This is a genomic window from Phytomonospora endophytica (assembly GCF_014202425.1).
GTDB lineage: Bacteria > Actinomycetota > Actinomycetes > Mycobacteriales > Micromonosporaceae > Phytomonospora > Phytomonospora endophytica.
Genome location: NZ_JACHGT010000006.1, coordinates 382,106 through 400,553, shown reverse-complemented (window position 1 = coordinate 400,553; position 18,448 = coordinate 382,106). Strand labels below are relative to the sequence as shown.

At 71.2% G+C, this 18,448-nt stretch carries 13 protein-coding genes; 6 read left to right on the top strand and 7 right to left on the bottom strand.

Annotated elements, in window-relative coordinates:
• The first annotated feature begins 269 nt into the window (after positions 1 to 269).
• Complete coding sequence (locus HNR73_RS16305) at positions 270 to 557, top strand: hypothetical protein (RefSeq protein ID WP_184788308.1); 288 nt, start codon at positions 270 to 272, stop codon at positions 555 to 557.
• Between the two features lie 590 nt (positions 558 to 1,147).
• On the opposite strand, the gene HNR73_RS16300 is transcribed toward HNR73_RS16305, so the two are convergent.
• The 4 genes from HNR73_RS16300 to HNR73_RS16285 form a co-directional block, all read right to left on the bottom strand.
• Entirely contained in the window at positions 1,148 to 1,711 is a 564-nt protein-coding gene (locus HNR73_RS16300; protein WP_184788404.1) for a TetR/AcrR family transcriptional regulator, read from the bottom strand.
• A gap of 259 nt (positions 1,712 to 1,970) precedes the next feature.
• A complete protein-coding gene (locus HNR73_RS16295; RefSeq protein ID WP_184788307.1) occupies positions 1,971 to 2,597 on the bottom strand; it encodes a hypothetical protein in 627 nt (208 codons plus the stop codon).
• A 121-nt stretch (positions 2,598 to 2,718) separates the two neighbouring features.
• Complete coding sequence (gene topA / locus HNR73_RS16290; protein WP_184788306.1) at positions 2,719 to 5,454, bottom strand: type I DNA topoisomerase; 2,736 nt, start codon at positions 5,452 to 5,454, stop codon at positions 2,719 to 2,721.
• Positions 5,455 to 5,793: 339 nt separating this feature from the next.
• Positions 5,794 to 6,315: a hypothetical protein gene (locus tag HNR73_RS16285; RefSeq protein ID WP_184788305.1), complete on the bottom strand. Its 522-nt coding sequence runs from the start codon at positions 6,313 to 6,315 to the stop codon at positions 5,794 to 5,796.
• Positions 6,316 to 6,417: 102 nt separating this feature from the next.
• Here HNR73_RS16285 and HNR73_RS16280 point away from each other — a divergent pair, with 102 nt between their 5' ends.
• A complete protein-coding gene (locus HNR73_RS16280; protein WP_184788304.1) occupies positions 6,418 to 8,295 on the top strand; it encodes a serine/threonine-protein kinase in 1,878 nt (625 codons plus the stop codon).
• 85 nt (positions 8,296 to 8,380) lie between these two features.
• Positions 8,381 to 10,231, top strand: coding sequence for a serine/threonine-protein kinase (locus HNR73_RS16275; protein ID WP_239121910.1), 1,851 nt, complete (start codon positions 8,381 to 8,383; stop codon positions 10,229 to 10,231).
• Between the two features lie 30 nt (positions 10,232 to 10,261).
• On the opposite strand, the gene HNR73_RS16270 is transcribed toward HNR73_RS16275, so the two are convergent.
• Complete coding sequence (locus HNR73_RS16270) at positions 10,262 to 11,623, bottom strand: serine hydrolase domain-containing protein (RefSeq protein ID WP_184788302.1); 1,362 nt, start codon at positions 11,621 to 11,623, stop codon at positions 10,262 to 10,264.
• A gap of 51 nt (positions 11,624 to 11,674) precedes the next feature.
• On the opposite strand from HNR73_RS16270, the gene HNR73_RS16265 reads away from it, so the two are divergent.
• Positions 11,675 to 12,292: a TetR/AcrR family transcriptional regulator gene (locus tag HNR73_RS16265; protein ID WP_184788301.1), complete on the top strand. Its 618-nt coding sequence runs from the start codon at positions 11,675 to 11,677 to the stop codon at positions 12,290 to 12,292.
• A gap of 6 nt (positions 12,293 to 12,298) precedes the next feature.
• On the opposite strand, the gene HNR73_RS16260 is transcribed toward HNR73_RS16265, so the two are convergent.
• Both HNR73_RS16260 and HNR73_RS16255 read right to left on the bottom strand, forming a co-directional pair.
• Complete coding sequence (locus tag HNR73_RS16260) at positions 12,299 to 13,318, bottom strand: pyridoxal-phosphate dependent enzyme (protein ID WP_184788300.1); 1,020 nt, start codon at positions 13,316 to 13,318, stop codon at positions 12,299 to 12,301.
• A 93-nt stretch (positions 13,319 to 13,411) separates the two neighbouring features.
• Entirely contained in the window at positions 13,412 to 15,751 is a 2,340-nt protein-coding gene (locus HNR73_RS16255; RefSeq protein ID WP_184788299.1) for a sodium-translocating pyrophosphatase, read from the bottom strand.
• Positions 15,752 to 16,231: 480 nt separating this feature from the next.
• Between HNR73_RS16255 and HNR73_RS16250 the strand changes: the two genes are divergently transcribed.
• Together HNR73_RS16250 and HNR73_RS16245 are read left to right on the top strand one after the other, a co-directional pair.
• The gene (locus HNR73_RS16250) at positions 16,232 to 16,939 is read left to right on the top strand and encodes a response regulator transcription factor (protein ID WP_184788298.1); all 708 of its coding nucleotides are present in this window, start codon (positions 16,232 to 16,234) and stop codon (positions 16,937 to 16,939) included.
• A 47-nt stretch (positions 16,940 to 16,986) separates the two neighbouring features.
• Positions 16,987 to 18,426 carry a sensor histidine kinase gene (locus HNR73_RS16245; protein ID WP_184788403.1) on the top strand — a complete coding sequence of 480 codons (1,440 nt, stop codon included), beginning with the start codon at positions 16,987 to 16,989 and terminating at the stop codon, positions 18,424 to 18,426.
• Positions 18,427 to 18,448: the final 22 nt, after the last annotated feature.

The following is an 18,448-nucleotide window of genomic DNA, read 5'->3' as shown; positions in this document are numbered from 1 at the left end:
GCCTCACGCCTCACGCCTCACGCCTCACGCCTCACGCCTCACGCCTCACGCCTCACGCCTCACGCCTCACGCCTCACGCCTCACGCCTCACGCCTCACGCCTCAGCGAAATGCTGCCTCCGCGCTCATGCCGTGCTCCGCCGTGCGCCACCACGGCGGAGCAGCACGGCCTTCCGTCCCCGGGCAGCCTCCAGCGGCGGACGAGCGAACGAAACTCGCACTCCCCCGCACGCCCCAAAGGGGCCCCAAAAATCACGATACGGGCGAGGTATGACAGTTCATGCCGATCGGTTCCACGGACGAACCGCCGGCCAAGGACGCCGACATCGCGAACCTCGCCCGGCCGCGCCCGCCAAAATCGCGTCCGCGTCGGCAGCCTCGGCTTCGGCTCGGCGCTGCGGCTTCATCGTCTACGTCAACTGCGGCTACAGCTGCGGCTTCAACGTGAACGTCAACTGTGGTCTCGGCTTCGGCTTCGGCTTCAACGTGGTCAGATGCGACTTCGACCTCGGATTCGGCCTCGGCTCAACGTCTGCCGCGGCTGCAACTTCAACGTGAACATCGGCTTCGGCTCAACGTCCGCCGCGACTGCGGTCACGGCTCGGCTGCCATAGTCGCCTCCGCGTCAGCCACGTCAGCCTCGACCCTCGCGTCGGCGCGGTCCCGGCTTCAACGCCAACGCCCAACGTCAACCTCAGCTGCGGCTGCGGTTCCCGCCCCAGCTCGCCACCCCGTCAGCCACGGCCCACGGTCCCGCCGCCGCAACTCGCGGGCCGCGCCCGCACAGTCCGCGCCCGCACAGGCCACGCCCGCACAGGCCGCGCCCGCGCCGAACCCACGCCTCACTTCACGGTCCACCGGTCGCGGCCACCCATCGCGTCCCGGGCGCCATCGCCTTGCCGCCGCCCGTGATCCGCGAGGCGGGCCGCCACTGCCACCCGGCCACAGCCCACCCCGCCCGCCCGGCCCGTCGCCGCAGCCCGCCTCGCGGCAGCGGATGGAGCCTGGGCCTCAGGTCCGGCGTCGGCCCCAGCAGTCCCCACGGTCCCAACGGCGTCGCCGCCCGCAGCCGACCCGCGAACCAAGCCCAAGCCCCAACCCAAGCCCGCGCCGACCCCAACCCGCGCCCGCGCCGACCCCTCCCCGCCTCAGTCCACGTGCCGCGACAGGTAGTCCCGGATCAGCACCTTCGCCTCCCCCAGCACCTCCGGATCCCCCTCCGGGTCCCTGCGGAACGCCAGGTTGATCAGCGCGTCGCCCGTCTCCACCCCGATCGCCAGCGCGAATCGCAGGCGCGGCCGGTCGGCGAAGCCGAGCCGGTCGATGATCAGCTCCTGCAGCCGCTGGGCGATGACGTCGTTGTTCTCCCGGTCGGTGTCGAGAAGGTGCACGTCGACGACGTCTCCGAAGTGCAGCGTCTTGAACCCCGGCTCGACCCGGTGCATGTGGATGTACTCGTCGATGACCGCGTCGACGATGTCCCACCAGTCGTCGGGTTTCCCGCCGCCGCCGAGCCGCGCGTCGAGCCTGGTGTTGAGGTTCTCCAGGAAACTCTCCAGGTGCCGTACGGTCAGCGCCTGCACGACGGCCCGCTTGTCGGGGAAGAACTGGTACACCGACCCGATGGCCACTCCCGCGCGCTGCGCGATGAGCGTCGTCGTCAGCCCCTCGTACCCGAGCTCGTCCACGAGCGCCGCGCAGGCGTCGAGCATGCGCCCGACCCTCGCCGCACTGCGTTCCTGCACCGGCACCCTCCGCAAGGGCGCCCGTCGTGCAACCTGCGTATCACTAACTTTCACCGTCGTGCCCCCTGCGCCGCCGCCGCCCCGGACCCACCGACCGCGCGCCGGTTTCAGCGCATGCTTCAGCTCTCAGGCGGCGGCCGGGGACGGGCTCTGCTCAACCAATGTGGTCATCATGCCGGAGTTGAGGCGATTTGCACGTCGGGGCGCGCGGGTGATCGTCACGCGGTCAGGTGGGAACCCTCACGCTCGCCCCCGCGCGGATCTCGTAGCGCCCCGGTTCGCGCTCGACGGACAGCGCCTCGACGTGTCCCGCCCAGCCGTCCGGCCAGCGGGTGGCGGGCGACCAGCGGATCCCGGCGAGCGGCACGTCACCGAGCTCGGCGGCCGACAGGTCGGCACCGGTGAAGTCGTGCAGTCCCGCGGCGACGGTGGCCAGGAGGTGCCCTTCGAAGCGGATGTCGAAGGCGTCGCCGGCCAGGTGCAGCGGCCACACGGCCGGGCGCGTCGTGGTCGCGGCGGCGAGCCTCGACGCCAGCGCGAGGGCCTCGGCGAGCCAGTCGGCGGCGGCGGTGTCGGCCGCCTGCCGACGGAACAACTCGGCGACGACGCGCGCAAGCGCCGCCGCCCGCCCGACGGCGTGCCGCAACTGGGGCGCCGTGGCGTTCCAGTCGTCGGTGACGGCCCAGATCGTGTTGGCCTCGTCCAGCAGCGCCATCACCTCCGCGAGGTCGCAGCGGACCGCCAGACGCAACGGGAGCGGCGCGTCGAGCGCGGCGGCGATCACCGCGACGACGCTGGCGAGCGGGGCTGAGGTGTCGTCGGCGGCCGGTGGCCGTCGCAGGGTCTCGTTCATCGGTCTCCCCCAGCTGGGTGCCGGCGCGGTTCGCGCCGTGAACAGACTGGACGCAACCGGGCCGGGACTCATCCTCAATCCGGGGCGTGGATGAGTAGGCGTGACCGGGTCACGCCTGGCGTCATCCCGTCTTCTTCGCCGAAGCCTTCTTCGTGCCCGTCTTCTTGGCGGCGGCCTTCTTCACGGTCTTCTTCGCCGCGGTCTTCTTCGCGACCTTCTTGGCGGCCTTCTTCGTCGGGCCCTTCGCCCGGCGTTCGGCCAGCAGCTCTGAACCGCGCTCGGTGGTGATCTCCTCGACGGCGTCGCCCTTGCGCAGCGACGCGTTGGTCTCCCCGTCGGTCACGTAGGGCCCGAAGCGGCCCTCCTTGACGACCATCGGCTTACCCGACACGGGGTCCTCGCCGAGTTCCTTCAGCGGCGGGGCCGCGGCGGCGCGACCGCGCTTCTTCGGCTGCGCCAGCAGGGCCTTGGCCTCGTCGAGCGTCACGGTGAAGAGCTGCGCCTCGGTCTCCAGGGACCGGGTCTCCTTCTTCCCGTCGAGTTCCTTGGTGATGTAGGGCCCGTAGCGGCCGTTGGTGGCCACGACCGTCCCGCCGTCCTCGGTGGTGCCGAGTTCACGGGGCAGCGACAGCAGCTTCAGCGCGTCCTCAAGGGTCACCTGCGTCGGGTCCTGCGTCTTGAACAGCGACGACGACTTCTCACCCGAGGTCACGTAGGGCCCGTAACGGCCCGACTTGAGCAGCACCTGCTCGCCCGTCGACGGGTCCTCGCCCAGCTCACGATCGCCGCTGGGGGCCTTGTACAGCTCCTCGACCTTCTCGGCGGTCAGCTCGTCGGGGGCCGTCGAGTCGGGGATCGACACGCGCTCGCCGTCGCCGGGCTCCTGCCCTTCGGCGGTGCGCTCCAGGTAGGGGCCGTAGCGGCCGACCCGCGCGACGACCTGGCGGCCGTCCTCGTCGGTGAACAGCGGGATCGAGTTCACGCCACGCGCGTCGATCTGCGGCATCTGGTCGACGACGAGGCTCTTGAGCCCGCCCGCGCCCGCGACGGTGCCCTCGGCGCCGTCGCCGCCGAAGTAGAACTGCTTCAGGAAGCCCAGGCGGGCGCCGTCGCCGGAGGCGATCTCGTCGAGCTCGCCCTCCATCGCGGCGGTGAAGTCGTAGTCGACCAGGCGCGTGAAGTGCTGCTCCATCAGGCCGACCACGGCGAAGGCCAGGAAGGTCGGGATGAGGGCCTGACCACGCTTGAAGACGTAGTCGCGGTCCTGGATGGTCTGCATGATCGACGCGTAGGTCGACGGGCGGCCGATGCCGCGCTCTTCGAGGGCCTTGACCAGGCTCGCCTCGGTGAAGCGGGCGGGCGGCTGGGTGCGGTGACCCTCGGGGGTCAGCGCGTCGGCCGACAGCGGCTGGTCCTTCTCCAGGTTCGGCAGGCGGCGCTCGGCGTCGTCGGTCTCGGCGGCCTCGTCGTCGAGGGACTCGACGTAGGCCTTGAGGAAGCCCGGGTCGGTGATGGTGTTGCCGGAGGTGCCGAACTCGCAGTCCTCGCCCGTGGTCGAGGTCGCCTTCATCCGGATGGAGACGGAGTTTCCGACGGCGTCGGTCATCTGGGAGGCGATCGTGCGGCGCCAGATGAGCTCGTAGAGGCGCATCTCCTCGGCGGAGAGTTCCTTGGCGACGTCGCCGGGCGTGCGGAAGGCGTCCCCGGCGGGACGGATGGCCTCGTGGGCCTCCTGGGCGTTCTTCACCTTGCGGGAGTACCGGCGGGGCTCGGCGGGGACGTAGCGGTCGCCGTAGAGCTCCGCGACCTGCCGCCGGGCCGCCGCGAGGGCGGTCTCGGAGAGGTTCGTGGAGTCGGTACGCATATAGGTGATGTAGCCGTTCTCGTACAGGCGCTGCGCGACGCGCATGGTCTGCGCACTGGACAGCCGCAGCTTGCGCGCGGCCTCCTGCTGGAGCGTCGAGGTGATGAACGGCGCGTACGGGCGGCGGCGGTAGGGCTTCTCCTCGACGCGCGTGACCTTGTAGGGCACGCCGGTCAGCCGCTGCGCGAGACCGCGCGCGCCCGCCTCGTCGAGGTGCACGACGGAACCCTTCGCGCGACCGGTCGACGCGTCGAAGTCCTTACCGGTGGCGACGCGGTCGCCGTCGAAGGTCAGCAGAGCGGCGGTAAAGGCCTCTGTGTCATTAGTGCCCTTGGCCTTCTCGGTGCGCAGCGCGGCCGTGATGCCCCAGTAGTCGGCGGTGCGGAACTTCATGCGCTGACGCTCGCGCTCGACGACGATGCGCGTCGCGACCGACTGCACGCGGCCCGCCGAGAGCTTCGGCATGACCTTCTTCCACAGGACCGGCGAGACCTCGTAGCCGTAGAGGCGGTCGAGGATGCGGCGGGCCTCCTGGGCGTCCACAAGGGACTGGTCGATCTCGCGCGGGTTCGCCACGGCCTCGGCGATCGCGGGCTTGGTGATCTCGTGGAAGACCATCCGCTTGACCGGGACCTTCGGGTTGAGCGCCTGGACCAGGTGCCACGCGATGGCCTCGCCCTCGCGGTCCTCATCTGTCGCGAGCAGGACTTCGCCGGATTCGGCGAGGAGGTCCTTGAGCTTCTTGACGTGGGAACGGCGCTCGGAGTTGACGACGTACAAGGGCGTGAAGTCGTTGTCGACGTCGACGCCGAGCCGCGACCAGGGCTGGTCGCGGTACTTCTCGGGCACCTCGGCGGCATTGCGCGGCAGGTCCCGGATGTGCCCGAGACTCGCCTCGACTATGTAGTCCGGGCCGAGGTAGCCGGATATGGTCTTGGCCTTCGCCGGTGATTCGACGATGACCAGGCGCTTCGTGCCGGCGGATCGGGCCACTACTTACCCCACTTGTACAGACAGTTCGCTACCCGGAACTCGGGAACCAAGGATCCAAGGTAACGCGCCAGCCGGCCGCTCACCCGCGGACCACTGAAGCTGGCCTGGAACTCCGGTCTGCACGGTACAACGCCGTGGGGTGGGCGGGGAGGGGTGTATAGGTGTTAGGCCTTGATCGTCGGGTTTCGGACCGTGAGGGGGTGGTGACCGACACGCCCGGAGGGGTCGGGGAACCCGAAGTCACAGTACGGACAGTAAGGCACGAAAGCGGCAATCGGTGAAACGTGCGCATGTTTCGAGCCGGGATCGCCACCCCGGCCGGCCCGGCGGCATGCCCCCTCACCCACAAGCCCCCTCACCCGCGAAGGCCTCCCCCAGCTCCACCGACGTCACCCCCGCCAGGTCCGGCCCCGCCGCGTACGCCGTGTTCAGCTCCCCCATCGCCGCCGCCACCTCGTCGTAGAAGCCCTCCGCCCCCGCGTCGAGCCCCTCCATCGCGTCCCCCGCCGACGCGTACGCGTCGCGCGCCGACGCCAGATACCCCAGGACCGTCTCGCGCGCGGCGGCCCCGCCCTCGACCTCGGCCGACGGCGTCGGCGCGGCCTCGACCTCGGCCCGCGCGGTCTCGCTCGCCGCGGCCGCGCCGTCGAGGAGCGTCACCAACTCGGCCTTCGTCTCCTCCGGCGTCGTGTCGGGACCGATCGCGGACTGCGCCCGCGTCGTCAGCGCGTCGATCTCCGCGCGCCACGGATCCAGCGCCGTGCACACCGACGCGGCCCATTCACCGGCCCCTACGCCCGGTTCCTCCCGATCACACCCACTCAGGAACACCGCCGAGACCACCGTCAGAAAAAGAAGCACGCGTCCGACCACGCCTGCCAACCTACCGGCGGGCACCATTGACCCAGCGAACGTGAGCGCGCACGGGATATCGTGCGTGGCGAAACCTGGGGAAGGACTGCCGTGGCCGATCTGCTCGCCGTGCTGGGGCTACCGGCGTTGTGGCTGCTCGAAGCCTCCCGCCTGCTGCTCGACCGCGTGCCCTGGTTCGGGAACCCGCCGTCGTGGATCGCGGTCGTCATCGGCGCCGCCGTCCTCCTGCGCGTCATCACCCTCCCGCTGTGGATCCGTTCCATGGCCGGGGAGCGCAACGACCTGGCCTGCGCGCCGGTCCGCGCCTCCCTGCTGGCGCACCGGCTCCCGCCGGAGGAGACCGCGAAGGTGCGCGGCTCCATGCGCCGCAGCCACCCGACCTACAACTCCGCGCAGGCCTGGTTCAAGTTCATCGTCGGCGCGGTCTGCGCGTGCATGATCGTGCTGTGGTGGGCGGTGTTCTGGGGCGCCGACCCGGGCGACATCGGCCTGAAGTCCCTCGCCGACGACACCCCGCTGTCCTTCGCGTCGGTCTTCTACCAGGTCTTCACCGCCGCCGACCCGTGGACGCTCCTCGCCGTCCTCGCCGGTGGCGCGGTCCTGTGGGCACTGGTCTCCTACGGCTACAACCGGACCGTGCGCGGCTGGCTGATGCCGTCGTGGACGCTCAACTGGGGCCGCCGCGGCGGTTACCGGCTCCGTGTCGCCAAGTACATCGTCGGCGCGCTGCTCTTCGTCCCCTTCGGCGCGCTGCTGTTCGTGGTGACGTGGACGGCGCTCGGCGCGCTGCTCTCCTTCGCCTTCCTGCGGCCGGTCAAGGAACCCGAGCAGGTCTGGGACCGCTTCGTCGAACCCGACCCCTACGACGGTTCGCCGCGGATCCGTTCGATCGTCCCGACGCACGAGGGCATGCCGCCACTACAGGCCCCGCCCGGCGGATGGGGCTCGAACCCGCCCCCGTCGTCGCCCCCGCCCGGTGGTTTCGGCTCGACGCCGCCGCCGATGATCCCGGCCCTCGCGGGCGGCGGCCGTGGTGGTCCGCCGCCGATGATGGCGCCCTCCGGTTCGGCCGCTCCGCGCGGGAATCCCCTGCTGCCGGGCGATCCGCCGATGGTCGGCGGCTACCGTCTGCTCGGCCGCATCGGCGCCGGCGGCATGGGCACGGTCTACTTCGCGCAGCGCCCGGGCACGTCGACGACCGTCGCGCTGAAGACCACCAACGGCATGGTCCTCGACTCCGACCTCGAACGCGAGCGCTTCCAGCGCGAGTGCGACACCCTCGCCCTCGCCGACGGTCCCTACACCGCGAGGGTTCTCGACTCCGGCATCGACCGCGGCCGCCCCTACCTGGTCACCGAGCTCCTCGACGGCATGACCCTGCACGACTTCGCCTACATCCGTGGCCCCGTCACCGATCCGACGGCCCTGCGCGCTCTCGGCGTCGCCTTCGCCGAGGGCCTGCGGACCCTGCACGACCTCGGCGTCGTGCACCGCGACATCAAGCCCGCCAACATCATGCTGACCAGCGGCGGCCCGAAGATCATCGACTTCGGCATCGCCCTCAACCCCGACAACACGCGCCTGACCAAGACCGGCGTGCAGCTCGGGACCTTCGCCTTCATGGCGCCCGAGCAGTTCGAGGACTCCCGCGTCACCGCCGCCACCGACATCTGGGCGTGGGCCTGCTGCCTGGTCATGGCCGCGACCCAGAAGGCCCCCTTCGATGCCGACAGCATCCCGAAGATCACCCACAAGGTGATCTCCGCTCCGCCCAATCCCGAGTTGCTGCAACAGGTCTACGCCATCGACGCGCAGCTCGGCGCGGTCGTCACCGACGCGCTGCGCAAGCCCGTCGACGAGCGTCCCGCCGACGGTTCGGCCCTCGTCGAGAGGCTCTGCCCGGACGGCGACGAGCTCGCCCAGATCGCCCGCGGGTGGCCGCTGATCGCGGGAAAAATCGGCCACTGAGACTCCACGTGTAAGGCACCGGCACGGTAAGGTGCGGCCACTGGGGTCGAGGGCGGAGAGCGGGAAGGTCGAAGCGTTGACGGAGGTGTTGGCCGCACTCGGCGTGCCTGCCGCGTGGGCGCTCACCGCGGTGCGTTCGCTCCTCGACGGTCTCGGCCTGTTCGGTTCGCCCGGTGTGTCCTGGACCGTCACGCTCATCGTCGCCGCGCTGGCCGCGCGGACCCTCACGACTCCACTGTGGATGGTCGCCGGATCGGGCCGCCGCAACGAACTGGTGTCCTGGCCGATCCGCTGCGGGATCCGCACCGCGGGGCGCTTCTCCAGCCGCGCCGTCGAGGCCGAACGCGTCCGGCTTGAGCGCTATCGCCCGACCCGGCGGGGTTTCCGCTTCGCCGACCGCGCCGTCGTGACCGGATTCACCGTTTCACTGGCCCTGCTGCTGACCGCGCTCTACCTCGGCGCCCGCGACACCGGCCTGTCGGCGGTCGTCGACGAGCCCGACTCGCCCGTCGCGCTGACCAGCGCCGGATGGCAGCTGGTCAACGGTGACGGAAGTGCCGTGCGGATCGCCCTCGGCGGACTGGCCTGCGGGCTGCTCTGGTGGCTCGCGGTCTCCTGGCAGGACAAGCAGGCCCGGACGCAGGCCCTCCCCGCGTGGGTGCTGCGCTGGGATCCGGCCCGGCGCCGTCCGGCGCTGTCGCTGGCGGCCGTGCTGCTGGCGACGCTGGTACTGCTGCCTTTCGGGGCCTCGGTCTTCATCGCGGTGTGGGAGCTGCTCGGCTGCGTCCTGCTGCCCGCGCTGCTGCGCCCGGTCGGGCCGCCGGCCGAACTCACCGAACGCTATCTCCAGTACGACGAGACCGACGGCCGCCTGCGGCTGCGGCCTTCCCCGCGCCTCGCACCGCCCACAATGGACGATCTGCGGGCCGCGGCCCCCGACTACGTACCGGACTTCCCCACCGAGGAGATCCCGGTGATCAAGGCACCCCTCGCCGCCGATCCCGAACACCTCCAGGCCACCCCGGCCGACAGTCCCCTGCGCACGGCCCCGCCGACCTCTCCACTGTCGACGGACGACCCCCGGCGCATCGGCGGCTACGAGCTGATCGAACGCCTCGGCGCCGGCGGCATGGGCACCGTCTACGTCGCCCGCGATCCCTGGACCAACACCGATGTGGCGCTCAAGACCGTCGCGGCCAGCGTCCTCGGAGCACAGAAGGACCTGATCCGCTTCCAGCGCGAGGCCGACACCCTCGCGATGATCGACAACGCCTTCACCGTCAAGATCCTGGGCTCGGGCATCGACCGCCAGCGCCCGTACATGGTGATGGAGCTGCTCGACGGCATGACCCTCGACGACTACGTCTACGAGGTCGGCCCCATCACCGATCCCGAGCTGCTGCACGCCCTCGGCCTGGCGCTCGCGCTGTCGCTCGCCGGGCTGCACCGCAGTTTCCTCGTGCACCGCGACATCAAGCCCTCCAACCTGATGCTGACCTCGACCGGTCCCAAGCTGATCGACTTCGGCATCGTGCACATGCGCAACGCCACGAGACTCACCCGCACCGGGACGCACCTCGGCACGATGGCCTACATGGCGCCCGAGCAGTTCCGCGGCGCCAACGTCAGCCCGGCCGCCGACGTGTGGGCCTGGGGCTGCTGCCTGGTGATCGCGGCGACCGGGCACGGCCCCTTCGACGCGCCCGACATCGCCTCGATCACCCGCAAGATCCTCATGGACGAACCGGATCCGGAGCTCCTGGACTACCTCGACAAGCTCGACGGCCCCTTCGCCCGGATCATCCGGTCCACTTTGGACAAGGACCCCTCGGTGCGGCCCGCCGACGGCATGGCGCTGCTGGCGAAGCTGTGGCCGAGGGGCGTCGACATCCCGGCGATCACGACCTACGTGCAGCGGGTGTGGCGGAAGCTGTGAGCCGCCGGGTCACCTGACGCGCCCCGCCCCTCACACCTCGACGGCTTCGCGCCGCCTCCCCGCGATCTCCGCCACCGCCGCCGCGCCCGCGAGCGCGCCGAGCGCCACGAGACTCCAGGCCAGGTCCGGCGTCCAGCCCCACAGCAGCCGCCATTCCTGGCCCGCCAGGCCGGGCACGAGCGGCACCGCCACCGCCACGGCCGCCCAGATCCCCGCCCGCCACCAGCGGCGGCGGCCGCGCGTGACGCGCCACAGCACCGCCGCGAGTGCGGCGAGGGCCAGTCCCGCCGCCGCCCAGGGCAGGTAGAAGTAGATGTTCGGCGCCGAGGCCTCGCCCGGCCGGTATCCGGCGCTGATCCGGGCGGCGTCGAAGGCGGCGTCGAGGAGTTGCTCGGCCCGGGTCTCGGCGTAGGTGTTCTGCGCGAGCGCCACGGCGATTCCCTTGGCGGGCAGCAGAATCAACACGGTCTGATATCCGCGGGTCGCGCCGGGGTGCCACACCATGGGCTCGCCGGTGCCGGGCAGTTCGCCGAGGTGCCAGCCGAGGCCGTAGCGGTCGCCGGTGCCCGGCTGGGGCGCCCACATGTCGCCGCCCGGCGATGTGCCGCCGGCGGCGAGGGCGAAGCGGCCGAGGGCGACGAGGTCGTCGATGTTCCCGCCCAGGTAGCCGTAGGGCAGGCCCGACAGGTCGTAGGGGTCGTCGAAGGCGGCCGTCCATCCGAAGAACTGCCGGTGGCCGGGTGGGACCGGGTCGCCGGCACCGGTGACGGCGCCGGTCATCCCGGCCGGGCCGAGCACCAGTTCTTTGGCCACGTCGGCGTACTCGCGGCCGGTGACGGCCTCGGCGATCGCGCCGAGCAGCAGGTAGTTCGAGGAGTTGTAGGCGTACTCGGTGCCGGGGGCGGTGTCGAGTTCGTCGTCGTAGAGGCGGGCCGCGACGCGTGAGACCGCTCCGGGCGCGTTGTCGCCGACGTCGGTCGCGGTCATCCGCGTGATCCCGGAGGTGTGGGCGAGCAGCTGGCCGACCGTCGGTGCCGCCGGTTCGCCGCGCCAGGTGGGCGCGAAGCCCGGGAGGTAGTCGCCGACGGGAGCCGCCGGGTCCACGCCGAGGCTCAGGACGACCGACGCCGTGACGGGCTTGGCGACCGAGCCCCACAGGAACGGCGTGGCCGCGGTGACGGGAGCGCCGTCGCCGTCGACGCCCCAGAAGTCGGTGCGTGTGGTCGCCTCGGCGGTGGTCACGGCGAGTGCCGCCCCCGGCGTGCCGGTGGCGTCGAGGTGTTCGGCGATGAGGTCGTGGAGTCCGTCGGCGGGCGGGTTTCCGTACGCGGGTACGGAAACCGGCAGGAGGGCGGTGACGGCGGCGAGGATGAGGAGTGGTTTTCGTATCACGGTATTAATATAGCCATACGATAAAAACTCGTCGACGGCTAGAGTGCTCGCATGCCGAAACTCGTCGATCACGCCGCGCGCCGGGCCGAGATAGCCGCCGCCGTGCAGCGCCTGATCGACCACGAGGGCCTCGACGGCGTGACCGTCGCCAAGGCCGCGGCCACCGCCGGGATCTCCGTCGGCCAGGTCCAGCACTACTTCGCCAGCAAGGACGCCCTCCTCGAAGCCACCTACCGCCAGGTCGTCGAGCGCATGGGCGCCCGCGTCCAGGCCGCCGTCCGCGAGTCGGTCACCGAACGCCTGCCCATCCGGGCCGTCGTGACCCGCGCGCTGCGCGAGTACCTGCCCCTCGACGCCGCCAGCGCCTCCGACCACCGCGTGTCCCTGGCCTTCCTCGGCCGCACCACGGCCAACCCGGACCTCGCCGGGCTCCACACCGAGACCCTCGCCGCGACGCGTGGGCAGCTCGCGCTCGCCGTCCACAACGGCAAGGAGTGCGGCGAGGTGCCCGGCGACACCGACGCCAAGGCGGCCGCCGCGCGGCTGTTCGCCCTCACCGACGGTTTCGCCCTGCACCTGGGCGCGGGCCTCGACCCGGAGGAGACGGTGGAGACGCTGCGGGAAGAAGTCGCGGCGGTGTTCCCCGGTCGCTGCCGTCAGTGGAAGTAGCCGGCCTCAGGGCGCGTACAGCCCGGCGATCTTCGCCGCGTAGGGCTCGACCTCGAATCCCCGCTCGGCCACCCATGACGGGTCGTGGAAGGTGTCGGCGTACTGCTCACCGGCGTCGGCGAACACCGTCGTGATCCGGCCGCGCACGCCGTCGCGGCGCATGATCCGCGCCAGCTCCCACACGCCCCACAGGTTCGCGCCCGTCGACGGCCCGACCGCGACGCCCGAGGCCTCGCGGCACCAGCGCATCGCGGCGACGCTCGCGCCGTCGGGCACCGGGATCACCATGTCCACCAGGGATCCGTGGAACCCGGGCTCCATGCGCGGCCGCCCGATACCGGGGATCTTCGAGGGCGTCCCGGTGCCGTAGTCGGTCACACCCGCCGCCCAGCCGGGGAAGTAGGCGGAGTTCTCGGCGTCGACGACGGCGACCCGCGTCGTGCGGTTGCCGACATGGCGCAGGTGCCGGGCGACGGTCGTCGACGTGACGCCGCTGCCCACGCCCACGACGATCCACTGTGGGTCGTCGGCGGCCAGGGCGACCGCGAGTCCGTTGCCGCGCCAGTCGACGGCGTCGGCGGCGCGGCCGAGGTAGTCGAGGTAGTGCGCGCCGGTCTCCTCGGCGAGGACTCGCGCCTCCTCGTACATCGCCGCCGGGCGCTCGGCCTTGCGGCACACGGCCCCGTAGGCCTCCAGGCGCGCGAGCTGCGCCGGGGACGTCCGGGCGGGCAGCACGACCGTCAGCGGCAGCTTCAGCATCCGGGCGAAGTGGGCGGCGGCGAGGGCCGTCGCCGAACCCGAGGCCTCCACCAGCGAAGTGCCCTCGGTGATGGCTCCGCTGACCACGTCTCGCGCGAACAGGTCGCGCACCGCCCGGTACTTGATCCCCGCCGGGAACCCCGACTCGTCGACGGCCCGGATGTCCACGGTGAAGTAGGGCGACGGCAGCGACCGCACCGGCGCCACACCGTCCACATGGGACCGCAGGGCGGCGACGGTGTCGGCGGTCCAGTCGCGCTCGCTCATGTCCCGACCGTACAAGGCCGCGGGGGGCCGGACATGGTGAAGCCCCGGTCCCGCGAGGGGACCGGGGCTTCGGGCCGGAGGGGTCAGCGTTGGTTACGCGTCCGCACCGACCTTGTCATCTTTTGGGGCGTCGGCGGACGCGGCCTCCTCAAGGTCGCCACCGACCGCGATCGGCTTGCTGCGGCTCCAGATCACGGCCGCGGCGATGATCAGCAGCGCCGCCACGGCGATGCCGATGCGGGCGCCGAGGTTGGCGTCGGTCCCGACGCTGAACATGACCACGGCGGGCGCGATCAGCAGCGCCACCAGGTTCATAACCTTGATCAGCGGGTTGATGGCCGGACCGGCGGTGTCCTTGAACGGGTCGCCGACGGTGTCGCCGATGACCGTCGCGGCGTGCGCGTCGGTGCCCTTGCCGCCCAGGTAGCCGTCCTCGACCATCTTCTTGGCGTTGTCCCAGGCGCCGCCCGAGTTCGACAGGAAGATCGCCATGAGGACACCGCAGGCGATGGCGCCGGCGAGGTAGCCGGCGAGCGCGCCGACGCCGAGGCCGAAGCCGACCGCGATCGGCGCGAGGACCGCCAGCAGACCCGGCGTGATCAGCTCGCGCTGGGCGTCGCGGGTGCACATGTCGATGACCTTGCCGTACTCGGGACGCTCGGTGCCGTCCATGATGCCCGGCTTCTCGCGGAACTGGCGGCGGACCTCGTAGACGACCGCGCCGGCCGAACGGGACACGGCGTTGATCGCCAGGCCGGAGAACATGAACACGACGGCCGCGCCGATGATCAGGCCGACCAGGTTGCGCGGGTCGGCGAGGTTCAGCAGCGAGTCGACCGACAGGGTCGAACCGGCCTTGGCCAGCGCCTCGGTCATCGCGCCCGTGTAGGAGCCGAACAGCGCCGTCGCGGCGAGCACGGCGGTCGCGATGGCGATGCCCTTGGTGATGGCCTTGGTGGTGTTGCCGACGGCGTCGAGGTCGGTCAGCGTGCGGGCCGCGTCCTCGTCGATGTCGCCGGACATCTCGGCGATGCCCTGCGCGTTGTCGCTGATGGGCCCGAAGGTGTCCATGGCGACGATGACGCCGACGGTGGTCAGGAGACCGCAACCGGCGAGCGCGACGGCGAACAGGGCGATGGTGGTGTTGCCGTCGCCGAGGAGGAACGCGCCGAACACTGCCGCGCCGATGACCAGGGCGGAGTACACGGCCGACTCCAGGCCGAGTGAGATGCCCGAGAGGACGACGGTGGCGGGTCCGGTGCCGGAGGTCTTGGCGACGTCCTCGACGGGCTTGCTGCCGACGCCGGTGAAGTAACCGGTGAGCGCGAGGATGATCGCGGCCAGGACGATGCCGATGATGACCGCGATGATCGCCATGAGCTGGGGGCTGACCGAGGAGGTCATGCCTTCGACGCCGATGGCGTCCCAGGTCTTCGGGAGGTACAGCAGCGCCGCGCCGGTGCACAGCAGGGCCGAGATCAGCGCCGAGATGTAGAAGGCGCGGTTGATCGGCTGCATGCCGTCCTTGTCGGACTTGCGCAGCTTGGTGATGAACACGCCGATGATCGCGGTCAGCACACCGATGGCCGGGACGATCAGCGGGAACACCAGGCCGTAGTCGCCGAAGGCGGCCTTGCCGAGGATGAGCGCCGCCACGAGGGTGACCGCGTAGGACTCGAAGAGGTCGGCGGCCATGCCCGCGCAGTCGCCGACGTTGTCGCCGACGTTGTCGGCGATGGTCGCCGGGTTGCGCGGGTCGTCTTCGGGGATGTTCTGCTCGACCTTGCCGACGAGGTCGGCGCCGACGTCGGCGGCCTTGGTGAAGATGCCGCCGCCGACGCGCATGAACATGGCCAGCAATGCCGCGCCGAAGCCGAAGCCTTCGAGCACGGTGGGGGCGTCGCCCTTGTAGATCAGCACGACGCCGGCCGCGCCGACGAGGCCGAGCCCGACGGTGAGGAAGCCGACGACGCCACCGGTGCGGAACGCGATCGACATCGCCCGTTCCCGGCTGCCTTCACGCGCGGCGGAGGCCACGCGCAGGTTCGCCCGGGTCGCGAGGGACATGCCCGCCCAGCCGATGAAGGCGCTGAAACCGGCGCCGACGACGAAGAACAACGAGCGGCCGGCCTTGACCGCGTTGCCACCGTCGGCGACCGGCAGGAGCCAGAGCAGGACGACGGCGACGAGCACGAAGATGCCAAGGGTCTTGAACTGCCGGCGGAGGTACGCCGAGGCGCCCTCCTGCACGGCACCCGCGATCTCCTGCATCTTGGGCGTGCCGGTGCTGGTCTTCAGCACGGCCTTGACCAAGGCGGCGGCGAAGCCGAGAGCGACGAGCGCGATGGCGGCGGCGATGATCACGTAGGTGAAGTTCGCGCCGGTGAGGGACACCGCGTTCTCGTCGCCGTTGGCGAGCAACGTATGGGACATCCGTCCTCCAGTAACCGATTAAGAAAGGTCTCGCGTGGAGACCGTCGGTGACGGCCTGTGCGAGACGACCCGCGGAGTCTATCGGGAGCTGGTGCGCAAGGTCACATGAGCATGGCCCAGGTTCACGTTCCGGCGGGGATCACCTACGCAGGCGGGATCCGGGACGGCCGGTCGTGGTGATCTTGCAGGTGGGGCACGGTTTTCGCGTGACGTTCGGGCCACCGCCGGAAACACCGCCGTCCGCCGGGAGAGATATCGGCCACTGCGGGTGCGGGTCGCGGGCACGTTACGGAGTGAAGTGCGTAAGGGGTGACGACTTTCCGGACGGTGATCGAGCCGGGACTTCTTCCCTCTCCTCACCGTCCACACCGTTACCATCACTCTCAGTTCCCATCGCGCGTCCAGCCGGCTCCGAGGTGGCTTTGAGGTGGGGGCGCCACCCTGGTCACCGAGCCCGGAGCGGACAGTGAGGAGACCCCGGTGAGCCAGCCAACGACCCAGGCGAAGACGAAGGTCCTGGTCGTCGACGACGAGCCGAACATCGGCGCGCTGCTGTCGGCCACCTTGCGGCTGACCGGTTTCGACGTGAAGGTCGCCTACGACGGCGGCGAGGGCGTGCGGGTCGCCGAGGACTTCGCGCCCGACCTGGTGATCCTCGACGTGATGCTGCCCGACGTGGACGGTTTCGAGGTGGCCCGGCGCCTGCGCGACAGGGGCGGCGACGTCCCGGTCCTGTTCCTGACCGCACGGCACGCCGTCGAGGACCGCGTCGCGGGCCTCACCGTCGGCGCCGACGACTACGTGACCAAGCCCTTCAGCCTCGAAGAGGTCATCCTGCGCGTCCAGGCGATCCTGCGGCGGGCGAAGGCGAGCGCCGACGACGGCGTCCTGCGCTACGCCGACCTGGAACTCGACGAGGACGCCCACGAGGTCCGGCGCGGTGGGGAGCACATCGACCTGTCGCCGACGGAGTTCAATCTGCTGCGCTATCTGATGGTCAACGCCGGGCGCGTGGTCAGCAAGGCGCAGATCCTCGATCGTGTGTGGAACTACGACTTCGGCGGCGACGGCCGCATCGTCGAGTCCTATGTGTACTACCTGCGCAAGAAGATCGACCACCGCGAGCCGCCGCTGATCCACACCGTGCGCGGCGTCGGGTACGCCCTGCGCGTGCCGAGGACGCGGTGACCCCGCGCCGCTGGAGCCACTGGACCGTCCGCACGCGGATGGTGGTGATGACGGTGGCCATCATCGCCGTCGCGCTGACGGCGGCGATCGGCACGGCCGCGGTGCTGCTTCGGGGATATCTCACCGAACGCGTCGACCGGCAGCTCGACGAGACCGCGCACTTCGCCGCCACCCGCCCGCCCGGGGACAGCCCGGCACCACGCCCGCCCACGGGCGGCAAAGGCGACGCCGGCCACCAGCTCGACGTTCCACGGCTCTATTACTACGACGCGGCCGGGAACTACCTATTCGCCCAGGAGTCCGACTTCGGCGAGACCCCGAGCGCACTTCCCGGAATCGGCGACCTGGCCTCGCACGCCGCCGACGGCGAGCCCTTCACCGTGTCCGATGAGGACGGTGGCACGTGGCGCGTCGAGGTCGCGGCCAACTCCGGCGGCGGCTACAGCGTCGTCGCGATGTCCCTCAACGGCACCGACTCCACCGTGACCCGGCTCGTCCTCATCGGCGGGGGCGTGAGCCTGCTGATCCTGGTACTGCTCGCCGTCGGCGCCTCGTGGATCGTGCGGATCGGGCTGCGTCCCCTGACGCGCATGGAGACCACCGCCGCCCGCATCGCCGACGGCGACCTCGACTCGCGCGTCCCCGACACCGATCCGCACACCGAGACCGGCCGCCTCGGCGGAGCGCTGAACACCATGCTGTCGCGGATCCAGCAGGCCCTCGACGACCGCGCGGCCAGCGAGGCCCGGCTGCGGCAGTTCCTCGCCGACGCCTCCCACGAACTGCGCACCCCACTGACCTCCATCAAGGGCTTCGCCGAGCTGTACCGGCGCGGCGGGGCACCGCCCGGGCCGATCCTCGACGACACGATCGGCCGCATCGAGGACGAGTCGGCGCGCATGAGCCTCCTCGTCGACGACCTGATGCTGCTGGCGTCCCTCGACCGGCAACGCCCCCTCGACCGGCGCCCCGTCGACCTGCTCGCCGTCGCCGCCGACACCGTCCGCGACGCCCACGTCCGCGCCCCGGGCCGGCCCATCGCGCTGGAACCCCTGCGAGGGCAGGACATCCTCGAACCGGTGACCGTGCCCGGCGACGAACCGAGGCTGCGGCAGGTTCTGGCCAACCTCGTCGCCAACGCCCTGCGGCACACACCTCCCGGGGCGAGCATCACCATCCGGCTCGGTGAGTCCACAAGGGACGAGTCCTACGTCGCCGAGGTCGGCGCCCGCCCCGACGGGCCCGTCGCCGTCATCGAGGTCGCCGACACCGGCCCCGGCCTGGCCCCCGAACACGCCGAACGCGTCTTCGAACGGCTCTACCGCGCCGATCCCAGCCGTGTCCGCGACCACGGCGCGGCCGCCTCCGGCGCGGGACTCGGGCTGTCCATCGTCGCCGCGATCGTGTCGGGCCACGGCGGCTGCGTCCGCCTCGACACCGCCCCCGGCGAAGGCGCGACCTTCCGCGTCCTGCTCCCACGGGACTGACGGGGGATGCGTACATCGGCTA